The organism is Pseudogemmobacter sp. TB195 (genome assembly GCF_058313095.1).
In genome coordinates, this window is record NZ_JBZEGG010000006.1 from 147,687 (window position 1) to 169,580 (window position 21,894).

Annotated in this window: 18 protein-coding genes; 7 read left to right on the forward strand and 11 right to left on the reverse strand. The window is 63.9% G+C overall.

Features of this window, described 5'->3' with window-relative positions; genetic code table 11:
- Positions 1-106 precede the first annotated feature (106 nt).
- From modC to AC4FS3_RS08440, 5 genes are all read right to left on the reverse strand, one after another.
- The gene (modC, locus tag AC4FS3_RS08420; protein ID WP_491020162.1) at positions 107-1,201 is read right to left on the reverse strand and encodes a molybdenum ABC transporter ATP-binding protein; all 1,095 of its coding nucleotides are present in this window, start codon (positions 1,199-1,201) and stop codon (positions 107-109) included.
- Positions 1,198-1,896 (reverse strand): molybdate ABC transporter permease subunit, encoded by a 699-nt coding sequence (gene modB / locus AC4FS3_RS08425; RefSeq protein WP_491020163.1) that lies wholly within the window; start codon positions 1,894-1,896, stop codon positions 1,198-1,200. Before modB ends, modC begins: the two co-directional genes overlap by 4 nt.
- A 24-nt stretch (positions 1,897-1,920) precedes the next feature.
- Positions 1,921-2,703 (reverse strand): molybdate ABC transporter substrate-binding protein, encoded by a 783-nt coding sequence (gene modA, locus AC4FS3_RS08430; RefSeq protein ID WP_491020164.1) that lies wholly within the window; start codon positions 2,701-2,703, stop codon positions 1,921-1,923.
- A gap of 101 nt (positions 2,704-2,804) precedes the next feature.
- Positions 2,805-3,149, reverse strand: coding sequence for a winged helix-turn-helix domain-containing protein (locus AC4FS3_RS08435; protein ID WP_253188428.1), 345 nt, complete (start codon positions 3,147-3,149; stop codon positions 2,805-2,807).
- A gap of 41 nt (positions 3,150-3,190) precedes the next feature.
- Positions 3,191-4,075: a bestrophin family protein gene (locus AC4FS3_RS08440; protein ID WP_491020165.1), complete on the reverse strand. Its 885-nt coding sequence runs from the start codon at positions 4,073-4,075 to the stop codon at positions 3,191-3,193.
- Between the two features lie 305 nt (positions 4,076-4,380).
- Here AC4FS3_RS08440 and AC4FS3_RS08445 point away from each other — a divergent pair, with 305 nt between their 5' ends.
- Positions 4,381-5,343 carry a helix-turn-helix domain-containing protein gene (locus AC4FS3_RS08445; protein WP_491020166.1) on the forward strand — a complete coding sequence of 321 codons (963 nt, stop codon included), beginning with the start codon at positions 4,381-4,383 and terminating at the stop codon, positions 5,341-5,343.
- A gap of 179 nt (positions 5,344-5,522) precedes the next feature.
- Entirely contained in the window at positions 5,523-7,040 is a 1,518-nt protein-coding gene (exaC, locus tag AC4FS3_RS08450) for an acetaldehyde dehydrogenase ExaC (protein ID WP_491020167.1), read from the forward strand.
- 166 nt (positions 7,041-7,206) lie between these two features.
- Here exaC and AC4FS3_RS08455 read toward each other — a convergent pair whose 3' ends face one another.
- Positions 7,207-8,625, reverse strand: coding sequence for an amidase (locus tag AC4FS3_RS08455; RefSeq protein WP_491020168.1), 1,419 nt, complete (start codon positions 8,623-8,625; stop codon positions 7,207-7,209).
- Positions 8,626-8,780: 155 nt separating this feature from the next.
- On the opposite strand from AC4FS3_RS08455, the gene dapF reads away from it, so the two are divergent.
- The 3 genes from dapF (at position 8,781) to AC4FS3_RS08470 (ending at position 12,175) form a co-directional block, all read left to right on the forward strand.
- Positions 8,781-9,635: a diaminopimelate epimerase gene (dapF, locus tag AC4FS3_RS08460; protein ID WP_491020169.1), complete on the forward strand. Its 855-nt coding sequence runs from the start codon at positions 8,781-8,783 to the stop codon at positions 9,633-9,635.
- A complete protein-coding gene (gene mtaB, locus AC4FS3_RS08465) occupies positions 9,632-10,906 on the forward strand; it encodes a tRNA (N(6)-L-threonylcarbamoyladenosine(37)-C(2))-methylthiotransferase MtaB (protein ID WP_491020170.1) in 1,275 nt (424 codons plus the stop codon). Before dapF ends, mtaB begins: the two co-directional genes overlap by 4 nt.
- 171 nt (positions 10,907-11,077) lie before the next feature.
- Positions 11,078-12,175, forward strand: coding sequence for a hypothetical protein (locus AC4FS3_RS08470; protein ID WP_491020171.1), 1,098 nt, complete (start codon positions 11,078-11,080; stop codon positions 12,173-12,175).
- A 152-nt stretch (positions 12,176-12,327) separates the two neighbouring features.
- Here AC4FS3_RS08470 and AC4FS3_RS08475 read toward each other — a convergent pair whose 3' ends face one another.
- Entirely contained in the window at positions 12,328-13,365 is a 1,038-nt protein-coding gene (locus AC4FS3_RS08475; protein ID WP_491020172.1) for a LacI family DNA-binding transcriptional regulator, read from the reverse strand.
- A 261-nt stretch (positions 13,366-13,626) separates the two neighbouring features.
- Positions 13,627-14,226, reverse strand: coding sequence for a helix-turn-helix domain-containing protein (locus tag AC4FS3_RS08480; protein WP_491020173.1), 600 nt, complete (start codon positions 14,224-14,226; stop codon positions 13,627-13,629).
- A gap of 95 nt (positions 14,227-14,321) precedes the next feature.
- Here AC4FS3_RS08480 and AC4FS3_RS08485 point away from each other — a divergent pair, with 95 nt between their 5' ends.
- Positions 14,322-16,280 (forward strand): oxidoreductase, encoded by a 1,959-nt coding sequence (locus AC4FS3_RS08485; RefSeq protein ID WP_491020174.1) that lies wholly within the window; start codon positions 14,322-14,324, stop codon positions 16,278-16,280.
- A gap of 49 nt (positions 16,281-16,329) precedes the next feature.
- Here the strand turns inward: AC4FS3_RS08485 and eutH are convergent, their stop codons facing one another.
- From eutH to AC4FS3_RS08500, 3 genes are all read right to left on the reverse strand, one after another.
- Positions 16,330-17,526, reverse strand: a complete 1,197-nt coding sequence (eutH, locus tag AC4FS3_RS08490) for an ethanolamine utilization protein EutH (RefSeq protein ID WP_491020175.1) — start codon at positions 17,524-17,526, stop codon at positions 16,330-16,332.
- A gap of 72 nt (positions 17,527-17,598) precedes the next feature.
- A complete protein-coding gene (locus AC4FS3_RS08495) occupies positions 17,599-20,055 on the reverse strand; it encodes a GcvT family protein (RefSeq protein ID WP_491020176.1) in 2,457 nt (818 codons plus the stop codon).
- Positions 20,055-20,963 (reverse strand): phosphotransferase, encoded by a 909-nt coding sequence (locus AC4FS3_RS08500; RefSeq protein ID WP_491020177.1) that lies wholly within the window; start codon positions 20,961-20,963, stop codon positions 20,055-20,057. Before AC4FS3_RS08500 ends, AC4FS3_RS08495 begins: the two co-directional genes overlap by 1 nt.
- Before the next feature lie 164 nt (positions 20,964-21,127).
- On the opposite strand from AC4FS3_RS08500, the gene AC4FS3_RS08505 reads away from it, so the two are divergent.
- Positions 21,128-21,889: a DeoR/GlpR family DNA-binding transcription regulator gene (locus AC4FS3_RS08505; RefSeq protein ID WP_491020178.1), complete on the forward strand. Its 762-nt coding sequence runs from the start codon at positions 21,128-21,130 to the stop codon at positions 21,887-21,889.
- Positions 21,890-21,894: the final 5 nt, after the last annotated feature.

A 21,894-nucleotide genomic window follows, 5' to 3' on the forward strand; every position in this document is an offset into this window, starting at 1 on the left:
GAAAGGTCTTACATCAATAGGCCATGGATACTCCCGTCTGTCGGGGCGACCCATCACCCGGCAGGGTGAAAATGCAGCAGTAACTGTTGCGCGGCGTGATCCGCGCCTACGCCACGGTTCCCGCCCCTGCCGTCCCCGGGGCCACCGCCACCGATTTGACCACCGCGAAGACCTGCATCCCCGGTGCAAGCTCAAGCAGCCTGGCCGAACGCAGGGTGATCTGCGCCAGCAGCGCCGCCTCGCCCACCTCAAGGCGCACCAGCACCTCGCCGTCTTTCTCCGAGATTTCCCGCACCGTGGCGTCAAGAATATTCAGCGCCGAAATCGCTTCCGGCTGCTGTCGCGCCAGCATGACATCGCGCGCAAGGATCCGCAGGCGCAGCGCCGTCCCCTCGGCCACGCCCGGCAAAGACAGCCAGAGCGCGCCGCCACCAGTCTCAAGCCGCGTCAGCCCATCGGAATCAGTCGCGCCGGCGCGCAGGTTCAGCACTGCCCCCGCCTCGCGCGGGCCAAAGCCGCGCGCGGAAACCGGGTCGGCCAGCACCTCGGCCGCAGGGCCGGCACGGCTTACCTGGCCTGCCTCAAGCATCACAACCGTCGTCGCCAGCCGCGCCACCTCGGCCGGCGAATGGCTGACATAAAGGATCGGCAGCGCCACCGTGTCCCGCAGCCGTTCCAGATAGGGCAGGATTTCGGATTTCCGCGCCTCGTCCAGCGCGGCGAGCGGCTCGTCCATCAACAAAAGATCGGGGTCGGACAAAAGCGCCCGACCAAGCGCCACCCGGCTTTTCTCGCCGCCAGACAGGCGACCGGGGCGGCGGTCCAGCAAGAGGGCGATCCCCAGCAGGTCGACCACCTGATCAAAGGCAGCGCCCGCGCGGCCCTTCGGCGCGAACCAGCGGCCATAAAGCAGGTTCTGACGCACCGTCAGATGCGGGAAAAGACGTGCGTCCTGAAAGACATAGCCGATGCGGCGCTTATGCGGCGGCAGGAAATGCCCGCGCGCGGTATCAAGCAAGACCCGGTCACCCAGCGTGATCCGGCCCTGATCGGGGCGCAAAAGCCCGGCCACAGCATTGACCACCGTGGTTTTGCCGGATCCCGAGCGGCCAAAGAGCGCCGTCACCCCCAGGGGCGCGTCAAACTGCACATCCAGCGTGATGCCGGGAAAGCGGTGCTGCAGGGAAACCGACAGCGTCATTGCCCTGAAATCCTGCGCGCAACAACCCGCGAGACCCATTCCGACAGCAAAAGCGCTGCCATGGCAATCGCAATGGCGACCCAGACGAGGCGGGCGGCCTGCGCCTCGCCGCCCGGCACCTGCATGAAACTGTAGATTGCCGATGGCAGGGTGCGGGTCTGGCCCGGGATGTTCGACACGAAAGTGATCGTGGCGCCGAATTCCCCCATCGCTTTGGCGAAGGCAAGGATGCAGCCTGCGATCACGCCTGGCAGGATCATCGGCAGCGTCACCGTCAGCCAGACCCAGGGTTTCGACGCCCCGAGCGTGGCGCTGGCCTGTTCCAGTTTCGGATCCACTGCCTCGATGGCGAGCCGCATGGCGCGCACCATCAGCGGGAAAGCCATGACGGCTGCAGCCATCGCGGCCCCGGTCCAGCGAAAGGCAAAGACGATCCCGAACCACTGGTCGAGATAGTACCCCACCGTGCCTTTGCGCCCGAACGTCATCAGCAGCAGATAACCGGTGACGACCGGCGGCAGGATCAGCGGCAGATGCACGATGCCGTTCAGCACCTGCTTGCCGGGAAACTCCCACCGGGCAAGGGCATGGGCGATGAAAAGCCCCAGAGGCAGGCTGACCAGAACCGCCCAGAACGACACCCGCAGCGACAGCATCACCGCGTTCCATTCGTCAGGAGACAGCCAGTCCGTCACTCCTCTCAGGCCCTTTCATCAGTCTCAGTTCAGGATCGAAAAGCCTTCGGCGGCAAAGATCCTGTGGGCCTCATCCCCCGAAAGCGCCTCGTAAAAGGCGCGGTCCGCCGCATCCGCCGCGCCGGTCAGCAGGGCGGCAGGGTAGACGATCGGTTTGTGGCTGTCAGCGGGGAAGGTGCCGACCACGGTGACATTATCCTCGGCCACGGCGTCGGTCGCATAGACGATGCCATAAGGCGCCTCGCCCTGGGCCACCAGCGCCAGCGTCGCGCGGACATTATCGGCCTGAGCAACCGATCCCTCCACCGCGCCCCATTGGCCCAGATGTTCCAGCGCGGCCTTGCCATACTGGCCGGCGGGCACGGAATCGATCAAGGCCATGGCGAGCTTCTCATCGCCCAAAAGCGCTTTCAGATCAAAGCCCTCACCAATCTCGACCGGCGCGGCATCCTTGCCGTGCGCAACGAGGACCAGCGTATTGCCCAAAAGATCGCCGCGCGCGCCTTCGACAACCAGACCGGCCTTTTCGACCTCATCCATCCAGTTGACGGCGGCCGAGATAAAGATATCGGCGGGCGCGCCTTCGATGATCTGCTTCGCCAGCGCATTCGAGCCGGCATAGGAAATCACCACCGTATTGCCGGTTTCCTCCTGGAATTTCGCCGCGACCTCATCCAGCGCGTTCTTCATCGACGCGGCGGCAAAGACCACGACCTCTTCGGCCTGGGCCATGGCGGGCAGCGCGAGGCTGAAAGCGGTCGCAAACAGCGCAGAGCGGCGGGCGAATTTACGGCTGGCGAAAGACATGGGATTCCTCCGGTTCGATATATCTTTGCGGATATAAAGACCGCCAGGACGAACAGGCGCAAGGGTTATTTCCCGCTCGCCACAACGCCATTTGCCGCAAATCAGGGCTGAGCCGGCGCCAGCATCGTCTCGAGCACGGCGATCTCTTCGGCACCTGCTTCGCGCGATTTGCGTTCGATCTCGCGGAAAAGCGCCAGCACCTGTTCGCCCTCGGGCGTCAGATGCGCGCCACCCCCGCCCGAGCCGCCGCGCGCGCTGGCGACCAGCGGGCTGGCAAAGGCCGCGTTCAGCTCTTCCACCAGCATCCAGGCGCGTTTGTAACTCATCCCCATGGCGCGACCGGCCGCCGAGATGGAGCCGGTCTCGCGGATATGTTCCAGAAGTTCGGCCTTGCCGGGGCCGACCATCGCATTGTCAAAGTAAAGGCGCAGGAAAAAGCGTTTCATCACGCCAGTTTCCCCCTCCTGAGCGCGGCTGGCAAGAGGCTCTAGCTGAGATAATGCTCGACCGGCCCCAGCGGTTTCGGCGGCTCCTCCCCCAGATGCGGCGCAAGGCTGATCTCGCAGGCGCGACAGATCGCATCCAGCGCGAGTCCATTGGGGCTGGTGCCGAAGGGATGGCTCAGTTCCTCGGTCACTTCCGCCAGGCCAAGGAACATATAGGCCACGATGGCGGTGAACAAAGGCGAGAGCCAGCCGGTGGTTTCCGCCAGCGCCAGTGGCAGCAGCAGGCAATATAGCCAGGTCGTGCGATAGATCAGCAGCGAATAGACATAGGGCAACGGGCTGTTGGCGATGCGCTCGGCCCCCGCCTGGAGCAGGGCGAGATTGGCCATGCGGGTGGTCAGCGCGCGCGCGCCGAAGCCGTCGATCTCGCCCGACCGGTAGCCCGCGCTCAGTTCATCGGTGATCGCATCCATCGCGGCGCAGGGCGGGTGCGTGGCCGCGCGGAACTGCGCCCCGGGCCCGGTCGCCGGCGGCACCAGTTTGCGCAGGTTGATCCGGTGGGCATGGATGAATTCCAGCGCCAGCCGCAGCATCCGCTCGCGCCGCTGCGGGTCAGGCACGAAAGTCCCGACCTCCCGGGCAAAGCTGCGCAGATCGGCCAGCAGCCCGCCCCAGAGCTTCCTCGCCTCCCACCAGCGGTCATAGGCGGCGGCATTGCGAAACCCGAGGAAAAGCGACAGCCCGATCCCGAACACCGTATAGGCAGCGGCGTTCAGATGCGGCACCCAGGGCGTCATATGGTCGAGCAGGACCACCACTAGCGCGAAACAGGCAACGAACAGCACCGGCGGTGCGACCTGGAAGACAATCGAACCGCGCGTGGCGGTCAGAAGTTGCAGCGGGGTTGGTTTGTCACGGACGATCATCCTGGACCACGACCTTTTCAGATTGGCGTTGCGGCACCCGATGCACAGGCTCGTGACGGCGCCACAAGATTTCTTGCCCCCGAAAGCAGAACATGCGTTACTCTGTCGCATCCGGAGTGATGCAGTTCTGCGGGCAATGCCCAAATAGCTGGCAGCGGCAAACCGGCGCCACAGACCGGCGCGCCTGCAGCCCTGGCGCAGAGAGTAGCAGAAAAGCCGGGCCCCGGGGGAAAGAACTGCTGTTTCCGAGATGCAATTCCGGACGGGATCCTGTTCCCGGACGGCGGAGGGGAGAAGGCCGATCCATGCCAGGCAATATCACCACCAGCCGCACCATCCGCGACCATGTGGCCCAGGTTTCCGCCGCGCTGGAAAAGGGCCAGGCCGCGCGGTCTTCGATTGTCGCCTCCTGGGCGCGTTCGGCCCGCCATGGGCTGGCGCCTTCGGCCCTTGCGCCACGTGATCAGCGGCTGGACGGGATCGGCCTCGCCCGGCTGCGCGAGAGGATGGAGCCGGTGACCCGCGCCGCCCGCCCGACGCTGGAGCGGCTGTTTCAGGTGGTCGGCGGTTTTGGCGCCAGCGTGATCCTTGCAAGCGAGGACGGCATTCCCTTTGAACGTCTGGTGAAGCAATCGGAAGACCGCGATTTCCAGGAGGCCGGCCTCAGTGCCGGTTCGGACTGGAGCGAAGCGGCGGTTGGCACCAATGGCATCGGCACCTGCCTTGCCGAAGGGCGGCCGGTGGTGATCCATCGTGACCAGCATTACCTTGCCGCAAATACCGCGCTGACCTGCGCCTCGGCGCCGATCTGGGATCCTTCGGGCGATCTGGTGGCGGTGCTGGACGTCTCGACCGTACGTGCCGATATCGCCGAAGGGTTTTCGGGCCTGTTGAGCCATTCGGTGCATGAGGCCGCCCGCCGGATCGAGGCCGATCTGTTCCAGGCGCGTTACAGCGGCGCGCGGATGGTGCTGGTTCCCGGTGCGGATCGCGGCACCGGCGCGCTTCTGGCGGTCGATGCCGATGAGCTGGTGATCGGCGCCACGCGCATGGCGCGCCAGCATCTGGGTCTTACCGGTGATCTGGCCAGAAACCCGGTCCCTGCCGCCGATCTGCTGGGCGTCAGCAGCCATCTGCGCCCCGAAGATGGCGAACGCGCGGTGATCCACCGCGCCATTGCGCGCACCGGCGGCAATATCTCGGCGGCGGCACGGGCGCTTGGGATCAGCCGCGCGACTCTGCATCGCAAAATGGGCCGGTCCGACTGAGTGCGGCCCGACTGATTGCCGCACGACAATCGCTCTGACGGGCAGTCGGCAGGACAGACTGTCTCAGAACTGCGACATCTTTCGCAGCTGCGGCATATCCCAAGGGGTGACCCGCCTGCAATCAGACGCCAGCTTAGTGTCATCAGCCGCAAGGGAGAGCGGCCAACGGAGGAGCTACCATGACCAAGCATGAAGAATTCGGCCTGAGCACTGCGCCCTACAAAACCCGCTATGAAAACTTTATCGGCGGCCAGTGGGTCGCGCCGAAAGCCGGCCGCTATATGGAGAACATCTCGCCCGTCACCGGCAGTGTGATCTGTGAGGTTGCGCGTTCGGATGCGTCCGATATCGAAGCGGCACTGGATGCCGCACATGCCGCCCGTCGCGGCTGGGCGCAGACTTCGGCCACGACGCGTTCTAACATCCTGCTGCAGATTGCCGCACGGATCGAAGAGAATCTCGAAGCCATCGCGATTGCCGAGACCTGGGATAACGGCAAACCGCTGCGCGAGACCATGGCGGCAGATATCCCGCTGGCAGTCGACCATTTCCGCTATTTCGCCGGCGCGATCCGGGCGCAGGAGGGCTCGATCGGGCAGATCGACGATGACACCGTCGCCTATCACTTCCACGAGCCGCTGGGCGTTGTGGGCCAGATCATCCCCTGGAACTTCCCGATCCTGATGGCGGCCTGGAAACTGGCACCGGCGCTCGCGGCGGGGAATTGTGTCGTGCTGAAACCGGCAGAGCAGACCCCGGCCTCGATCCTGTTCCTGCTTTCATTCATCGAAGACCTGCTGCCGCCGGGCGTGCTGAACATCGTCAACGGCACCGGTGCCGAGGCCGGTGCGGCGCTGGCATCGAGCCCGCGCATCGCGAAGATCGCCTTCACCGGCTCGACCCCGGTGGGCAAGTCGATCATGCGGGCCGCAGCCGATAACCTGACCAATATCACCCTGGAGCTGGGCGGCAAATCGCCGAACATCTTCTTTGAAGATGTGATGGATGAGGATGACGATTACTTCGACAAGGCGCTGGAAGGCTTCACCCTTTTCGCGCTGAACCAGGGCGAGGTCTGCACCTGCCCGTCGCGCGCCCTGATCCAGGAATCGATCTATGACCGGTTCATGGAACGCGCGCTGAAGCGGGTCGAAGCCATCGTGGCAGGCGACCCGCGTCAGGCGAATACGATGATCGGTGCCCAGGCCTCAAAACAGCAATTCGATAAGATCTCGTCCTATCTGGAACTCGGCCCGAAGGAAGGCGCGAAAGTGCTGACCGGCGGCCAGGCGAACCATTTCAACGGCGATATCTCGAAAGGCTTCTACATCCAGCCGACTGTCTTTGAAGGCACCAACAAGATGCGGGTCTTCCAGGAGGAGATCTTCGGGCCGGTCGTGTCGGTGACCACCTTCAAGACCCAGGACGAGGCGATCGAGATCGCCAATGACACCGTCTTCGGTCTGGGCGCCGGGGTCTGGTCGCGCAATGCAAACACCGCCTATCGCGCCGGTCGCGCGATCGAAGCGGGCCGGGTCTGGACCAATTGCTACCATCTTTATCCGGCCGGCGCGGCCTTTGGCGGGTACAAACAGTCGGGGATCGGGCGCGAGAACCATAAGATGATGCTCGACCATTATCAGGAAACCAAGAACCTGCTGGTCTCCTACAATCCGAAGAAACTCGGCTTCTTCTGAGCCCCACCGATCCGGGGCAAAGCCGGGGGAGAGTACTCTCCCCCGGACCCCCTCTTGCTCTCCCTGTCGGAGGGTGCATCGGGTTCCGGCCCGGGCAGCCTCTGGCCCTCCGGCCCGCCCTGGCCCGGGGACTGCCCTTTCCCGGTTTTCCGGGGCGGGCAGGGCCTCAGATCCGGGGCGGGTTCTTTTCCGGCCAGCGGGTGGCGCGGTGCCAGGCTTCGCCCATGGCGAGAATCGCGGCGTCGGATCCGTGGCGGCCCGCGATCTGGATCCCTGTCGGCAGGCCGTTCGCGCCGAATCCCACCGGAACCGCCAAAGCGGGCAGGCCGATCAGCGAGACCGGCACCACCACCTCCATCCAGCGGTGATAGGTGTCCATCCTTTGGCCATCGATGCTTTCGGGATAGCGCCAGTCTGCCGGGAAGGGCCAGACCTGCGCCACCGGCATCACCAGCGCATCATACTCCGCCAGCAGCTGATGCGCGCGCGCATACCAGGCGGAGCGGATTTTCGACGCCTGGTAGAGCGCCTCTGCCGTCACGCCTGCGCCGGTCTCGACCTCCCATTGCGTTTCGGGTTTGAGCTGCGCCCAGCGGGCAGGCGTATGGCGCTCAGCCCCTTTGCCCCCGAAATTCAGGAAGCTGCGGATCGTGACCCAGGCCTGCCAGAGATCGGCCATCGGCAGAGGGAGCGGCACCGGCACCACTTCGGCACCGAGGCTTTCAAAGGTCTTCAGCCCGGCCTCACAGGCGGCGATGATGCCTGGCTCAAACGGGATCTGACCGTTGAAATCACCAAACCAGGCAATGCGCTTCCCGTTGAGATCATCCGGCGCAGCCCTGACCGCACCGAGGTAATCCTGCACGGGCTGACCAAAGGGGGTCAGCGGGTTGGCCCCGGCCTGAACGCCCAAAAGCAGCGCGAGATCGGCGATATCGCGGGCCATCGGGCCTTCCGTCGCCATCGTGTCAAGGAAAGTCTCGGCCCCGGCATCGGTCGGGACAAGCCCCCAGCTCGGACGAAACCCGTAGACATTACAAAAGGCTGCGGGGTTTCTGAGGCTGCCCATCATATCCGACCCATCCGCCAGCGGCACCATCCGCGCGGCCAGCGCCGCCGCCGCGCCTCCCGATGACCCGCCGGCGCTTCGCGTCAGGTCATAGGGATTGCGCGTCACGCCATGCACCGGGTTAAAGCTGTGGCTGCCATGCCCCCATTCCGGCGTATTGGTCTTGCCGATCACGACCGCCCCTGCCGCCCGCATCCGTGCAACGATCAGATCATCGGCCTCGGGTATGTGATCGGCGTAAAGCGGCGAGCCATAGGTTGTCCGGAGGCCTTTGGTGTTCAGGAGATCCTTCACCGCCAGCGGCAGGCCAAACAGCGCGCCCGCAGGTGCCACAGCGTCCAGCGCCCGCGCCTCTGCCATGATCTGGTCGGGATCGCGCAGCGAGATCACCGCATTCACCTGCGGGTTCACCAAAGCGATGAGGGCCAGATGCGCCTCCATCACCTCGGACGGCTTCACTTCGCGCCGGGTGATCAGCTGCGAGAGATCGAGAGCGGAGCAAGCGGTGAGATCCATGGCAGTCCCGTGACAATGCATTCGCCCGAAGGCTAGCAGAGGCGGCGACCCGGGTGAAAGCCCCTCAGGACAGCAAAGCACCCCCTGCAAAACCGGCATACGGGCCTGCATTTTGCGCTCTGGATTGCGGGGCGGCGCAGGCGTATATGGGGCGCATGACACAGGGCCCTGACCCCAGCGGCCTGCCCTTCATCAAGATGCATGGGGCGGGCAATGATTTCGTGGTGATCGACTCGCGGGCACGCGGCGAGGCGATGGTAACGGCTGCGCTGGCGCGCGCGCTTGGCGACCGCAACCGGGGCGTGGGCTTTGATCAGCTGGCCGAGATCCGGCCGGCACCCGCAGATCAGCCCGGCGTCGATTTCACGCTGTATTTCTGGAACACCGATGGCAGCCGCGCCGGGGCCTGCGGCAATGCCACGCGCTGCGTCTCGGATTACGTGATGCGCGATCTGGGCAAAGATGCGGTGACGCTGATCACCCAACGCGGAACCCTTCGGGCCGAGCGGCTGAAAGATGGCCGGGTCAATGTGAATATGGGCCAGCCGCAGCTGGACTGGGCCGAGGTGCCGCTGTCACATCCGGTCGATACCGCGCAGCTGCCGCTGGATGGTGCGCCGGTGGCGGTTGGTATGGGCAACCCGCATTGCGTGTTCTTTGTGCCTGATGCGGATATGGCGGATGTCGCTGGCCTCGGCCCTCGGATCGAACATGACCCGCTGTTCCCCGAACGCACCAATGTCGAATTCGCCAGCCTGACTGGCCCCGACAGGTTGCGCATGCGGGTCTGGGAGCGCGGCGCCGGCATCACGCTCGCCTGCGGCTCGGGCGCCTGTGCCGCGGCCGTCGCGGCGCATCTGCGCGGACTGACCGGGCGGCGCGTGACGCTCGACCTTGACGGCGGCGCGCTGGAGATAGACTGGCGCGAGGATGGCGTCTGGATGGCCGGACCGGTAGCGCTGGTCTTCGAGGGCCGTATCCCGCCCGCCTTCCTGGCGTCCCTGACATGAACGCGCCTGTTTTCGCCACCCTGGGCTGCCGCCTGAACGCCTATGAGACCGAGGCGATGAAGGAACTCGCCGCCGCCGCCGGGGTCAATGGTGCGGTCGTGGTCAATACCTGCGCGGTGACGGCCGAGGCCGTGCGCAAGGCCAAGCAGGAAATCCGTCGTCTGGCGCGGGAAAACCCCGGCGCCCCGGTGATCGTCACCGGCTGCGCGGCACAGACCGAACCCGAGACCTTTGCAGCGATGCCCGAGGTGACGAAAGTCATCGGCAATCACGAAAAGATGCAGGCCGAGACCTGGACAGGGCTGCGCGCGCCCCTCCTGGCCCCGGACCTGATCGGCGTGACCGAGAAGACGCTGGTCAATGACATCATGTCGGTGAAAGAAACCGCCGGCCATCTGATCGACGGCTTCGGCCGCCATCGCGCCTATGTCCAGGTGCAGAATGGCTGCGACCATCGCTGCACCTTCTGCATCATCCCCTATGGGCGTGGCAATTCGCGCTCTGTCCCCGCCGGTGTGGTGATCGAACAGATCAAACGTCTGGTCGACAAGGGATTTCAGGAAGTTGTCCTGACCGGTGTCGATCTCACCTCCTGGGGGGCAGACCTGCCCGCGACGCCGCGCCTTGGCGATCTGGTGATGCGGATCCTGCGGCTGGTGCCGGATCTGGCACGGCTGAGGATTTCGTCCATCGACTCGATCGAAGCCGATGAGAACCTGATGCAGGCGATCGCGACCGAAAGCCGGCTGATGCCGCATCTGCATCTCAGCCTGCAGGCAGGCGACGACATGATCCTGAAACGGATGAAGCGCCGCCATCTGCGCGACGACGCGATCCGCTTCTGCGAAGAGGCCCGCAGCCTGCGCCCCGATCTGATCTTCGGCGCCGATATCATTGCGGGTTTCCCGACCGAGACCGACGAGATGTTTGAAAACAGCCTGAAGCTGGTCAAAGACTGCGACCTGACCTTCCTGCATGTCTTCCCCTATTCGCCCCGAAAAGGTACCCCCGCCGCGCGGATGCCACAGGTGAAAGGCCCGACGATCCGCGAGCGCGCCGCCCGGCTGCGCGCCGCCGGAGAAAGCGCGCTCATCCGCCATCTGGAAAGCCAGCAGGGCGCCCTGCATCAGGTCCTGACCGAAGGTGCGCATAACGGCCGCACCGGCCAGTTTACCGAAGTCAGCTTTGCAGATGCCCAGCCCGAGGGCCGCATCATCCCGGCCCGCATCACCGGCCAGGACGGCACCCGCCTGATCGCCACCCCGCTCTGACATCCCCGGCTGCGTCTCGGGCCGGCCCGCATCGGCTGCTCCCCGCACAGGTTCCCCTTGATGGGCCTGCGGGCGCCAAGGTCTGGTTTTCCTGAACAAATCACTTTTGATCTGGGTCTCATCACCTGTCTGTGACAGCTTGCTCAAAATTCACGCTGAGTTATGAGTCCGATGTCTTATACAAACCTGACCCTCCCCGACCGCCCGCTGAAGCTCACCCCCGGCAGCATTTCTCCGCCCGGTGCCACCCTTTTCGCGGTGATTGTCATGCTGATCGTCGGCGGCTTTCTGGCCTGGTGGCAGGGTCCGGATATCTGGCGCGACTGGCAAATCAGCCAGAACCCGGTGACGGTTGAAGACAGCGATGTCCGGAACGGCCAATGCACGACCCGCAAAGCCTTTTTCACCGATTGCGAGGCTCACGTCGCCTATAACTACCAGGGCCAGCATTACGAATCCGATATCAGGCTGATGTTCATCGATTTCCATAGCGGCGATTACTGGGTCGATGTGGTGATCTCGGGCGACAAGCCGCATCTGGCGACGCTGAGCCTTGGCGTCGAAAAGATCTGGAACCGGATCCTGATGCTGGCGGCCTTCGCGCTGCTGTTCTTTGGCGGCGCGGCGGCGATCCTCTGGCAGCAGCTCCGGGCAGGCAAGGCGTCGCGCGCCCTCGCGCAACCCTCTCGCCTGACGCTGCTGCCGCTTGTGATCACCAATATGCAGAACCTGCGCGGCAAAACGCAGATCAGCTATCATGACAAGGACCAGCCCAAACCCGTGCTGACCACTACCCTGCGCAAGGGCGACGATCCGCTGATGGTCTGGGATGATCAGGGCAATGGCTACGGCCTGGGGGTAAAGGGCACCGGCTCCCGGCTCCCGGCCTTGCTGGACCGGGGTCTGACGCGGATCGATCTGACCGATCAGGAACGCCGTGAGGCGCTGGCCCTGCTGGACCGCGAGGAGGCCGAAAAATTCGGCCAGCCGCAGCACAGCGAAACCCCGGCCAAGAAACGCGGCGGCGGGGCCCTGCGCAATGTTCTGGCCGGGCTTGGGGTGATCCTCTTCTTCGTTCTGGCGGCGCTTGGCTGGTGGCTCTGGTATGTGACCGGCAGCTCGGATCCGCATGATCCGCTGGGAATGGAGATCAATGCGATGATGCCGGAACCGGTCAATCTCTGGGCCTGCGGCAAGCTCGAAGAGCGCTTCGGGGATCGGAACGCGCCCTATGGCTGCACCATGGATGACCATGTCAGCTGGAAATGACCAGCGCCCCGCCGGTGGCATCTTCGGAAGCCTCCGGCGGGGATATTTAAGGACAGATGAAATCCCGCTGCCTGATTTCATCTGTCCTTAAATATCCCGGGGGAGTCTCCGCAAGGAGACGGGGGCAGAGCCCCCTGCCCGCGTTCCGCCCTTCAAAGCTTGCGGATGGTGTCGCCCGGCTGCAGCTTGGGCTCGAACTCGATCACCTCGCCGCCGATAACCCCGCTCGACCGTTTGCCGGCAATGATCTCGGCCGCGGCGACTCCGGTTTCCAGACGGCAGGCATCCATCGTCGCCAGGCGGCGCGGCAGACCGTCGAGCAATTCGACCCCGTTGAACCCGGCAAGCCCGATCCGGCCCGGCACATCCAATCCCTGCTCAAGACACCACAGCAGCCCACCTGCACCGATCATATCATTGGAATAATACAGGAAATCGACATCCGGGCGGCGCTTCAGCAGCGTCTCGGTCATCTCGCGCCCCTTGGCGAGCGCCGAGCCACCGGAATAGAACTCGCGGTCCACCAGCGAGAGGCCGGCAGCGGCCAGCGCCTCTTCGAACCCTTCCAGCCGCTTTCTCGCACGGTGGTCATTCGTCGGCATATGGGTTCCAAGGAAAGCTATCTTGCGATAGCCCGCCGCGATGATCGCCTCGGCCATCTTGCGACCGGCGCGGCGATGCGAGATCCCCACCATACTGTCGACCGGTGTGCCGTCGATATCCATGATCTCGACAATCGGGATACCGGCCTGCGCCAGCATCGCCTTTGACGCCTCGGAATGTTCCAGCCCCGCCACGATCAGCCCCGAGGGCCGCCATGACAGCATCTCATAGATGACCTGCTCTTCGCGATCGACCTGATAATTCGAGACTCCCACCACCGGCTGCAAACCGGTATCTTCCAGCGTCTTCGAAATTCCCGTCATCACTTCGGGAAAGACCATATTCGACAAGGACGGGATCACCACTCCGACCAGATTGACCCGCTGGCTCGCCAGCGCGCCCGCGATTTTATTAGGCACATAGCCCAGACGGCGCGCGGCCTCGAGGACCCTGGCCCGCGTCGTCTCTGACACATCGCCGCGATTGCGCAACACCCGGCTGACCGTCATTTCGCTGACCCCGGAAGCCTCTGACACATCGCGGAGGGTCAGGGCGCGGTGGGGTTCGGGCGGCGTTGGTTTGGTCAATGGGTGGTCCTCTGGCGGGATCTGAAACGGGCGGGCAGATCGGGGCGGGTCATGAAACAGCGCTTTCCTGATTGTTAGCGCCTCAGGAGGGGCTTGAACAGGCAGTAATCCCCTGCTAATGATAGCGCTAACAGTGAAAACTGTGATCCGGATGCTCTGTGCAAGCTCTCTATATGAGCCTCCGGACCCCTGAGGGGGGGTGGTGGGCCAAATTCACCCCCCTTCACATCCTCCCCACACAGCTTTATTTTCAAAAATATATCAGTAGGTTGGCGGGCTTATCGCCCAGATCACCTCAGTCTCAGCCGGGCCCGGATTGCGATAGCGATGCGGCTCGCTTGAGGCGAAGGAAAAGCTGTCTCCCGCCTCCAGCCGGAAATGACGGTCACCGACCCAGAGCTCCAGCTGCCCCGACAGCACCAGACCGACCTCGTCACCGTCATGACTATAGGCATCCTGTGCTTCGGCGCCGGGCGGCAGGCGCGAGCGGATCATCTCAAGTGCCATCGACATGCGCGGCGTCAGCAATTCATCGACCGCGCCGCCCTGATAGGCGACCTGGAGGCGGTTGGCCTGGCGGATGACATAGCCCTGCTCGGCTTCGGGCACCGCTTGCTCGTCGCCGGCGAAAAACCATTGCACCGTCACGCCCAGATGCTGCGCAATGGAAACCAGCGCGTTGATCGAGGGTTCGGCAAGATCCCGTTCGATCTGGCTCAGATAGCCGATCGACAGCCCTGCCCCCTCAGCCAGCTGCGCCAGCGTCTGTTTGCGCCTCTTGCGCAGCTCACGCAGCCTTTCGCCCAGGACGCGGCCCTCGGCGGCAGTCGCAGCCTTCAGGCGCGGCTCATCCGGCTTCATCCTGCATCCCCCCTCCGTCAGTAAAAAATACTATTGATTTTTTTACTTGCCCTGTCAAACCTGCCGCATCCGCCACCCAGGGAGCCCGGGCAGCCATGACCGACGCGATGTTTCCGCACCTGTTCCGCCCATTGACCATCCGGGGGCGCGAGATCCGCAACCGCATCATCTCGACCGGGCATGACACCTGCCTGCCGGAACATGGGCTCGTGAACGAGGCCTATATCGCCTATCAGGAGGCACGCGCCAAAGGCGGCACCGGGCTGATCGTGACCCAGGTGGCGGGCGTGCATGAGACGGCGCGCTATACCTCGCATCTGATCATGGCGACGACAGATGACTGTATCTCGGGCTATGCCGAACTGGCGCGGCGCTGCCACAGGCATGGTGCGCGGGTGGTTTCGCAACTGTTCCATCCCGGGCGCGAAATCATGGAAAGCGCGAATGGGATGCTGGCGGTGGCATATTCCGCATCCGGCACCCCGAATGAGCGGTTCCGCAATATGCCGCGCGAAATGGATGCCGCGATGATCGCCGAAATCACGCAAGGCTATGCCGATGCCGCGCAGCGGATGTACAGGGCCGGCCTTGACGGCGTCGAACTGGTCGCCTCGCATGGCTATCTGCCGGCGCAATTCCTGAACCCGCGCGTCAACCGGCGCCAGGATGACTATGGCGGCTCAGATAGCAACCGTCTGAAATTCATGGCGGATGTGCTGGAGGCGATGCGCGCGGCAACGGCGGATGATTTCATCATCGGGCTCAGGATCTCGGCCAGTGAGAAAGACGAGGCCGGGCTGACCAATGCCGAGACGCTGGCCGCCGCGAAGGGGCTTGGCACGCGGATCGACTATCTTTCCGTCACCATTGGCACCTCGGCGACCATCGGCGGCGCGGTCCATATCGCGCCGCCGATGAATTTCCCGACCGCCTATACGGCGCCCGAGGCCCGTGCGTTCAAGGCGGCACTTCAGGTGCCGGTCTTCATCACCGGCCGCATCAATCAGCCGCAAGAGGCGGAACTGGTGATCGCGCGCGGCGAGGCCGATGGCTGCGGCATGACCCGCGCGCTGATCTGTGACCCCGAAATGCCGGTCAAGGCGGATCAGGGGCGGTTCGACGACATCCGCGCCTGTATCGGCTGCAACCAGGCCTGTATTCACCACTTTCATCGGGGCCTGCCAATTTCCTGCATTCAGCACCCTGAGACCGGGCGCGAGACGGTGTTCGCCATTCATCCCGCAACCGCGCGGCCCCGCAAAGTCATGGTGATCGGCGGCGGCCCGGCCGGGCTGAAAGCGGCAGCGGTGGCGGCAGAGCGCGGTCATCACGTGACGCTTTTCGAGGCGGAACCACGCCTGGGCGGGCAGGCATTGCTGGCGCAGCTTTTGCCGCATCGCGCAGAGTTTGGCGGCATCGTGACCAATCTCACCCGCGAATGCGCGCTTGCGGGCGTGACAATCCGCAAGAACACCCGCGTCGATGCAAGCCTGTTGCGCGATTTCGCCCCGGATGCGGTGGTGCTCGCGACCGGCGCCACGCCCTATTTGCCGCCGTTTGAGACGGATGGCGAGATCAGGGTCGCCACCGCCTGGCAGATCCTGAAGCGCGATGTGAAACCCGGGGCGCGGGTGGTGGTGGTCGACTGGCGCGCCGACTGGATAGGGCCGGGCGTGGCTGAGGCCCTGGCGCGGGACGGCGCCGGAGTCGATCTGGCGGTGAACGGGCTTTATATGGGCGAGGCGCTGCCCTTCTACGTTCGCGATGCGACGGCGGCCTCGCTGCACCGGATGGGCGTCAGGGTCACGCCCTATGCGCGACTGATCGGCACCTTTGGCGATACGGTCTTTCTGCAGCACACCGCATCAGAGCTGCCGATTGAAATCGAGGGCGTGGATATGCTGGTTCTGTCGTCCGGGCATCTGCGCTTTGACGGGCTCAGGTCTGAGATCACGGCCCTGGGCATCGAATGTCATGGCATCGGCGATTGCGAGACCCCCCGCACCGCGGAAGAGGCGGTCTATGAGGGGATGCTGGCCGGTCGCGCCCTCTGACCTTCGCGTCAAGTCCCGCCCGGGCCTGCGCCCGGGCGGCAAGGAAGGATCAGCGCTCTGCCGCCGCCAGCGCCTCGGCTTTCGGCACAGACAGCCAGACCGCGAGGATAAAGCCCGCCACACCGCCGAGGAGCTTGCCCAGGATCAGCGGCGCAATCAGCGTCGGCTGGAAATTCGCGGTGAAAGCCAGGTGATCGCCGAAGGTAAAGGCCGCGCAAACCGCAAAGGCAATCGCCACCACCTTGTCACGCGGGCGCATCTTTTCCACCAGCCGGAACATGGCAAGGATATTGGCGCAGGCCGCGAGCAGCCCCGCCGCGCCTTCGGGCGCCACGCCGATTTTCGCACCCAGCACCTCCATCGGTTTCGCGAGGTATTTGGTCAGAAGGTAGACCATCGGGAAGGCCCCGGCGAGCATGATGCCGATATAGCCCGCCACTTCCAGCGCGCGGAACTGGTCGGCCTCATCCGCGATGATCGGATCAAAGCCCCAATGGCCAAAGACATTGGTAAAGAACCCGGTGAAATATTCGACGATCGAGGCCACCAGCACCAGCGTGATGCCCGCATACATGATTTTTCCGAACCACAGAAAGCCGGTGATCATAGCATCCGGCGCGAACCGCAGGCCGAGCGCGATTGCCACGCAGAAGATGATCAGCGGCAGGAGGTTGCGGAATATCTCGCCAAAACCGAGCGTCAGGGCGAAATTCGCATCGGACGTGGTCGAGACCTCCGGGCGGATATCCAGCCCCGAAAGTGCGATCACCGTGCAGGAGATCAGCACCCCGACCGGCACCGAGAGAATGCCGGACATGATGCCCAGTGCCATATATTTATGGTCGGCCTTCTTCAGCATGGCGAGGCCGACCGGGATCGAGAAGATGATCGTCGCGCCCGACATGAAACCGACTACTGTCGCAATCGCCCATGCCTCGCGCGTCTGGGCAATTTTGTCGGCCAGCTGGTAGCCCCCCATATCGCCCGCAATCACCGTGGTCGCGGCAATCGAGGGGTCAGCGCCCACAAGGGCGAAAAGCGGCCCGGCCGCGAATTCGATAAAATGCGAAAGATAGGGAATCGCGGCCATGATCCCGGCCACAGGAATGAAAATCGGACCGATGGAATGCAGACCCTCGGTGAACTCTTTGCCAAGCCCCTTTTCAGGATCGCGGATCGCGGCGATCGCGCCCGCGACGGCGCAGACCATGATCAGCCAGATAATATATGTTCCAATGGAAGCCATTGCTGTCCCTCCTGTTGATTATTGTTTTCATTGATAAAAGGCCGGGCCATTTCGGGCCCGGCCTGCAGTCACCTATGCTTTCACCCGCAGCGAGCCCGGGTCGTAAAGCGGATCGAGATGCAGTTTCGCGGGCCGGACCTCATTGGCGACGACCAGTTCATACCGCCCCGATTGCAGGAACGCGTCGCTGACGCCCGCCTCATTACGCACATAGCCAAAGCCGATCGGGCTTTGCAGGCTGTAGCCATAGCCTCCGCTCGTCAGATAGCCGACCGGCTCGCCGTCTCTGAGGATCGTTTCACGCCCCAGCAGCACCACATCGGGATCATCGGTGGTGAACCCGGCAAGCCGTTTGACCAGGGCGGCGCCCGCCGCAGCCTCGCAGGCTTTGCGCCCGATGAAATCGGTATCGCGTTTCAGCTTGACCGCCCAGCCAAGGCCCGCCTCGAACGGATTGTCATTCGGGGTGATGTCGGATCCCCAGGCGCGGTACCCTTTTTCCAGCCGCAGGCTTTCAATCGCGCGGTAGCCGGTCGGGCGAATGCCATGCGGGGCGCCTGCCGCCATCAGCGCATCGAACACATCGCCTGTACCGGAAAGAGGCACATGCAACTCCCATCCGAGCTCGCCGACATAGGTGACCCGCAGCGCGCGGACCTGATGGCCGGCGATCTCCAGCGCACGAACCGCGCCAAAGGGGAAGGCCGCATTCGACACATCCGCCTTTGTGACCGAAGTCAGCACCTCGCGCGCTTTCGGCCCCATCAAAGACAGGGTACCATAATCCTCGGTCACATCGCGGATCGCTACATCGCCGGCAGGCAAGTGATCGGCAATCCAGGCAAAGTCATGGGTGCGCGACCCCGTCCCGCTCACGAGGTAAAAACGGTCATCGGCCAGCCGCGCCACGGTCAGATCGCATTCGATGCCGCCGCGCGAGTTCAGGATCTGGGTATAGGTCAGGCGGCCCGGCGCTTTCGCCACATGGCTCGCACAGATCAGCTCCAGCGCATCGGCCGCCCCTGCCCCGGCCACCTCATATTTCGCGAAAGACGACTGGTCGAAGACGCCAACCCCCTCGCGCACCAGACGATGTTCCCGGCCCACCGCATCAAACCAGTTCTGGCGCCCCATCGAATAGAGATCACGCGGCTCTTCGCCCGGGCCGGCAAACCAGTTCGGCCGTTCCCATCCGAGTTTCGATCCGAACACCGCGCCATGGTCTTTCAACCGCGTGTAAAGCGGCGAGGTGATGCGCGGGCGCCCGCTTTCATATTCCTCATGCGGGAAGCCGATGGTGTAATGCTTGCCGTAAGCCTCAAGCGTGCGCTCTTCGACCCAGGCACGATCGCGGTGCAGGCCCGAAAAGCGGCGGATATCAACCGACCAGAGATCCAGCGGCGCCTCGCCCCGCATCACCCATTCCGCCAGCGCCCAGCCCGCCCCGCCGCCCGAGGCGATGCCAAAGGCGTTGAACCCGGCGCCTACAAACATATTGGCGCATTCCGGCGCGAGACCGAGGATGAAGTTCCCATCCGGGGTGAAGCTTTCCGGCCCGTTGATCATCTGCTTGAGGCCGGTTTCCGCGAGCTTTGGCACCCGGGCGATGGCCTCTTTCATATGCTGCTCGAAATGGTCGAAATCATCATCGAACAGCTGGAATTCCCACTGGTCCGGCACATCACCACCAGGAAGCCCCGTGCGCCAGCTCTGCGGGTTCGGCTCATAGCCCCCCATCACGAGACCGCCGACCTCTTCCTTGAAATACGTGCGCCGGTCGGGGTCGCGCAAAGTCGGCGCATCCGATGCCAGACCCTCGATCTTTTCCGTCACGATATACTGGTGTTTGACGGGTTGCAGCGGCACATTGACACCCGCTTTCGCCCCCACCTGGCGCGCCCATTGCCCGCCGCAATTCACCACCTTTTCGCATTGGATCACACCCTGATCGGTCTCGACCGCCGTGATACGGTTCCCCTCCATCACGAACCCGGTGACGCGGACATTTTCCACCAGCTTCGCACCATGCATCCGCGCGCCTTTGGCCAACGACTGCGTGATATCCGAAGGGCTGGCCTGCCCGTCCGTCGGCAACCAGGAGGCACCGACCAGATCCGAAACATCCATCAGCGGCCACATCCGTTTGACCTCTTCAGGCGAGACAAGATGCATCTCCATTCCGAAGCTTCTCGCGGTGGTGGCGAGGCGGCGATACTCGGTCCAGCGATCCTCATTGGTCGCAAGCCTGAGGCAGCCGGTCATCTTCCAGCCGGTTTCAAGCCCGGTCTCGGCGGCGAGGGACTTATACAGATCAACCGAATATTTCAGAACCCTGGTGATCGAGGCCGAAGAGCGCAACTGCCCCACCAGCCCCGCCGCGTGCCAGGTCGACCCCGATGTGATTTTGCCCTGTTCCAGCAGGATCACATCCGCCTTGTGATCGCGCGCCAGGTGATAGGCGGTCGAGCAGCCGATAATACCGCCCCCGATCACCACGATCTGAGCATGTGCGGGCAGGGTCTGCGACATCAGGTTTTCTTTCCGTAAACTGAGCGGTAATGGTCGAGCGCGATCTCAAACCGCGCGAGGTTTTCTTCGGTATAGGCCGGGTAATCGGTGCCGGGCGCGTTCAGATACAGCTCGGACGCCATGCTCCACATCGCCTCACGCAAAAGGCTGGCGCATTGCATCGCCGCCATGGCGCGCAAGAGGTCGCGGGACGGCGCTTCGCCGAAATAGGCCCGCAGAAGCGTGTTCGTCTCGGTCGCCGAAAAGCCCGCATTCGATGACACGCCCGCCAGGTCGAACATGGCCGTCGAGAACCCGGCATATTCGAAATCAATCAGCCAGAGCCGGTTGCCATCATCGAGAAAATTCGCCGGAAGCAGGTCATTATGGCTGAAAATGATCGGGAGCGGGATCTGCGCTTCCTCCAGCTCATCAGCCAATGCGAGGTAGCGCGGCAGATCCGCCAGTTTGCGGCTGCCACCCGTCCGCAAAGTGCGGGCATAATCGCGGATCACATGGAAGGGCCAGAAGATGAATCCCGGCCCCGAGACATGGCGCCCCATCTCGCGGTGGAAATCGCGGATCAGCCGTGCCAGCCCGTCGATATTGCCCCGCACATCACCGGCGTTGAACGTATGCGCGCTCAGGTGGCGGCTGACCATGACACCCGGCCCGGCGAATTCGACCGCCGGGGCGAAACCGGCCGCTTCAGCGGCGCGGGCGGTCATGATCTCGCGCTCGCGGATCACGTGGTGGAACGGATAATCCTTGCCAAAGCGCACCACATGGCCGCCCTGCTCATCGCGCACCAGCCAGCTTTCATTGCTGATACCGCCCAGAAGCGGCGCAATGCTGATGTCGCCCTGCCAAACTGGCAGCGCCCCGATGATCGCCGCCTTCTCTGGCGGAACCCTTGTCTCTCCGGTCATAGCCCCCCCCTGCAGTCTGTCGCCGCATGTTGCGTAAGACTGGCGGTGGCTTTGGGATTGCGTCAACAAAAATGTGGATTTATGACCGATCTTGACCGGTTATTGTGGAATCGGTCATTATTTCGCGCCAAAGCTGCGCAAACGGTCACGACAACAGGGCTTTCATGGATCACTCTCCGCGTCACGGCCAGATTCTCGCGATACTGTCCGGCCAGGGAACAGCCGGAATCAACGAGCTTGCCGCGCGGCTGCGTGTCTCGGCCGAGACCATTCGCCGCGATGTGAAGACCCTCGCCGCGCAGGGCGAGATCGTGCGGATGCATGGCATGATCGGGCTGGCCTCGACGCTGCGTGAGGCCCCGTTCGAGCGGCGGATGCGCGAAAACCGCGCGGCGAAAGACATCATCGTGCGCCGCGCCGCCGCGACGATCCGTGACGGGGATTCGGTGATGCTGGATACCGGAACAACGACGAGCCTGCTGGCACGCGCGCTTTTGCAGCATCATCGGCTGGTGGTGGTGACGAATTCTTCAGACATTGCCCGCACTCTGGCCACGGTGAATGGCAACCAGGTCTATATGGCGGGCGGCAGGCTGCGAAGCGACAGTGGCGCGTCCTTCGGGGTCTCGGCGATAGATTTTGTCAGCCGGTTCAGCGTCGATCATGCGGTGATCTCGGTCGGGGCAATTGATGCCCAGACCGGGGTGATGGATTACGATCTGGAGGAGGCGGAATTCGCCCTCGCCGTGCTGCGCTGCGGCCGCAGGCGGGTGGTGGTGACGGATGCGACGAAATTCGGGGTGCAGGGCCTGGTGCAGGTCTGCGGCTTTGACGCGATTGACGAGGTGATCTGTGACCAGCCGCCGCCGCCGGATCTAGAGGCCGCGCTGCAGGCCGGAGGCGTGCTGATCCGCGCCAGCGACTGAACCGG

Excerpts from the sequence above, each read along its gene's own strand:
- dapF (WP_491020169.1), top strand. The coding sequence starts at position 8,781 with ATGACACAGGGCCCTGACCCCAGCGGCCTGCCCTTCATCAAGATGCAT.
- mtaB (WP_491020170.1), top strand. The coding sequence starts at position 9,632 with ATGAACGCGCCTGTTTTCGCCACCCTGGGCTGCCGCCTGAACGCCTAT.
- AC4FS3_RS08495 (WP_491020176.1), bottom strand. The coding sequence starts at position 20,055 with ATGTCGCAGACCCTGCCCGCACATGCTCAGATCGTGGTGATCGGGGGC.
- modC (WP_491020162.1), bottom strand. The coding sequence starts at position 1,201 with ATGACGCTGTCGGTTTCCCTGCAGCACCGCTTTCCCGGCATCACGCTG.
- AC4FS3_RS08445 (WP_491020166.1), top strand. The coding sequence starts at position 4,381 with ATGCCAGGCAATATCACCACCAGCCGCACCATCCGCGACCATGTGGCC.
- AC4FS3_RS08500 (WP_491020177.1), bottom strand. The coding sequence starts at position 20,963 with ATGACCGGAGAGACAAGGGTTCCGCCAGAGAAGGCGGCGATCATCGGG.
- eutH (WP_491020175.1), bottom strand. The coding sequence starts at position 17,526 with ATGGCTTCCATTGGAACATATATTATCTGGCTGATCATGGTCTGCGCC.
- AC4FS3_RS08435 (WP_253188428.1), bottom strand. The coding sequence starts at position 3,149 with ATGAAACGCTTTTTCCTGCGCCTTTACTTTGACAATGCGATGGTCGGC.
- exaC (WP_491020167.1), top strand. The coding sequence starts at position 5,523 with ATGACCAAGCATGAAGAATTCGGCCTGAGCACTGCGCCCTACAAAACC.
- AC4FS3_RS08505 (WP_491020178.1), top strand. The coding sequence starts at position 21,128 with ATGGATCACTCTCCGCGTCACGGCCAGATTCTCGCGATACTGTCCGGC.
- AC4FS3_RS08480 (WP_491020173.1), bottom strand. The coding sequence starts at position 14,226 with ATGAAGCCGGATGAGCCGCGCCTGAAGGCTGCGACTGCCGCCGAGGGC.
- AC4FS3_RS08440 (WP_491020165.1), bottom strand. The coding sequence starts at position 4,075 with ATGATCGTCCGTGACAAACCAACCCCGCTGCAACTTCTGACCGCCACG.
- AC4FS3_RS08485 (WP_491020174.1), top strand. The coding sequence starts at position 14,322 with ATGACCGACGCGATGTTTCCGCACCTGTTCCGCCCATTGACCATCCGG.
- AC4FS3_RS08470 (WP_491020171.1), top strand. The coding sequence starts at position 11,078 with ATGTCTTATACAAACCTGACCCTCCCCGACCGCCCGCTGAAGCTCACC.
- AC4FS3_RS08455 (WP_491020168.1), bottom strand. The coding sequence starts at position 8,625 with ATGGATCTCACCGCTTGCTCCGCTCTCGATCTCTCGCAGCTGATCACC.
- modA (WP_491020164.1), bottom strand. The coding sequence starts at position 2,703 with ATGTCTTTCGCCAGCCGTAAATTCGCCCGCCGCTCTGCGCTGTTTGCG.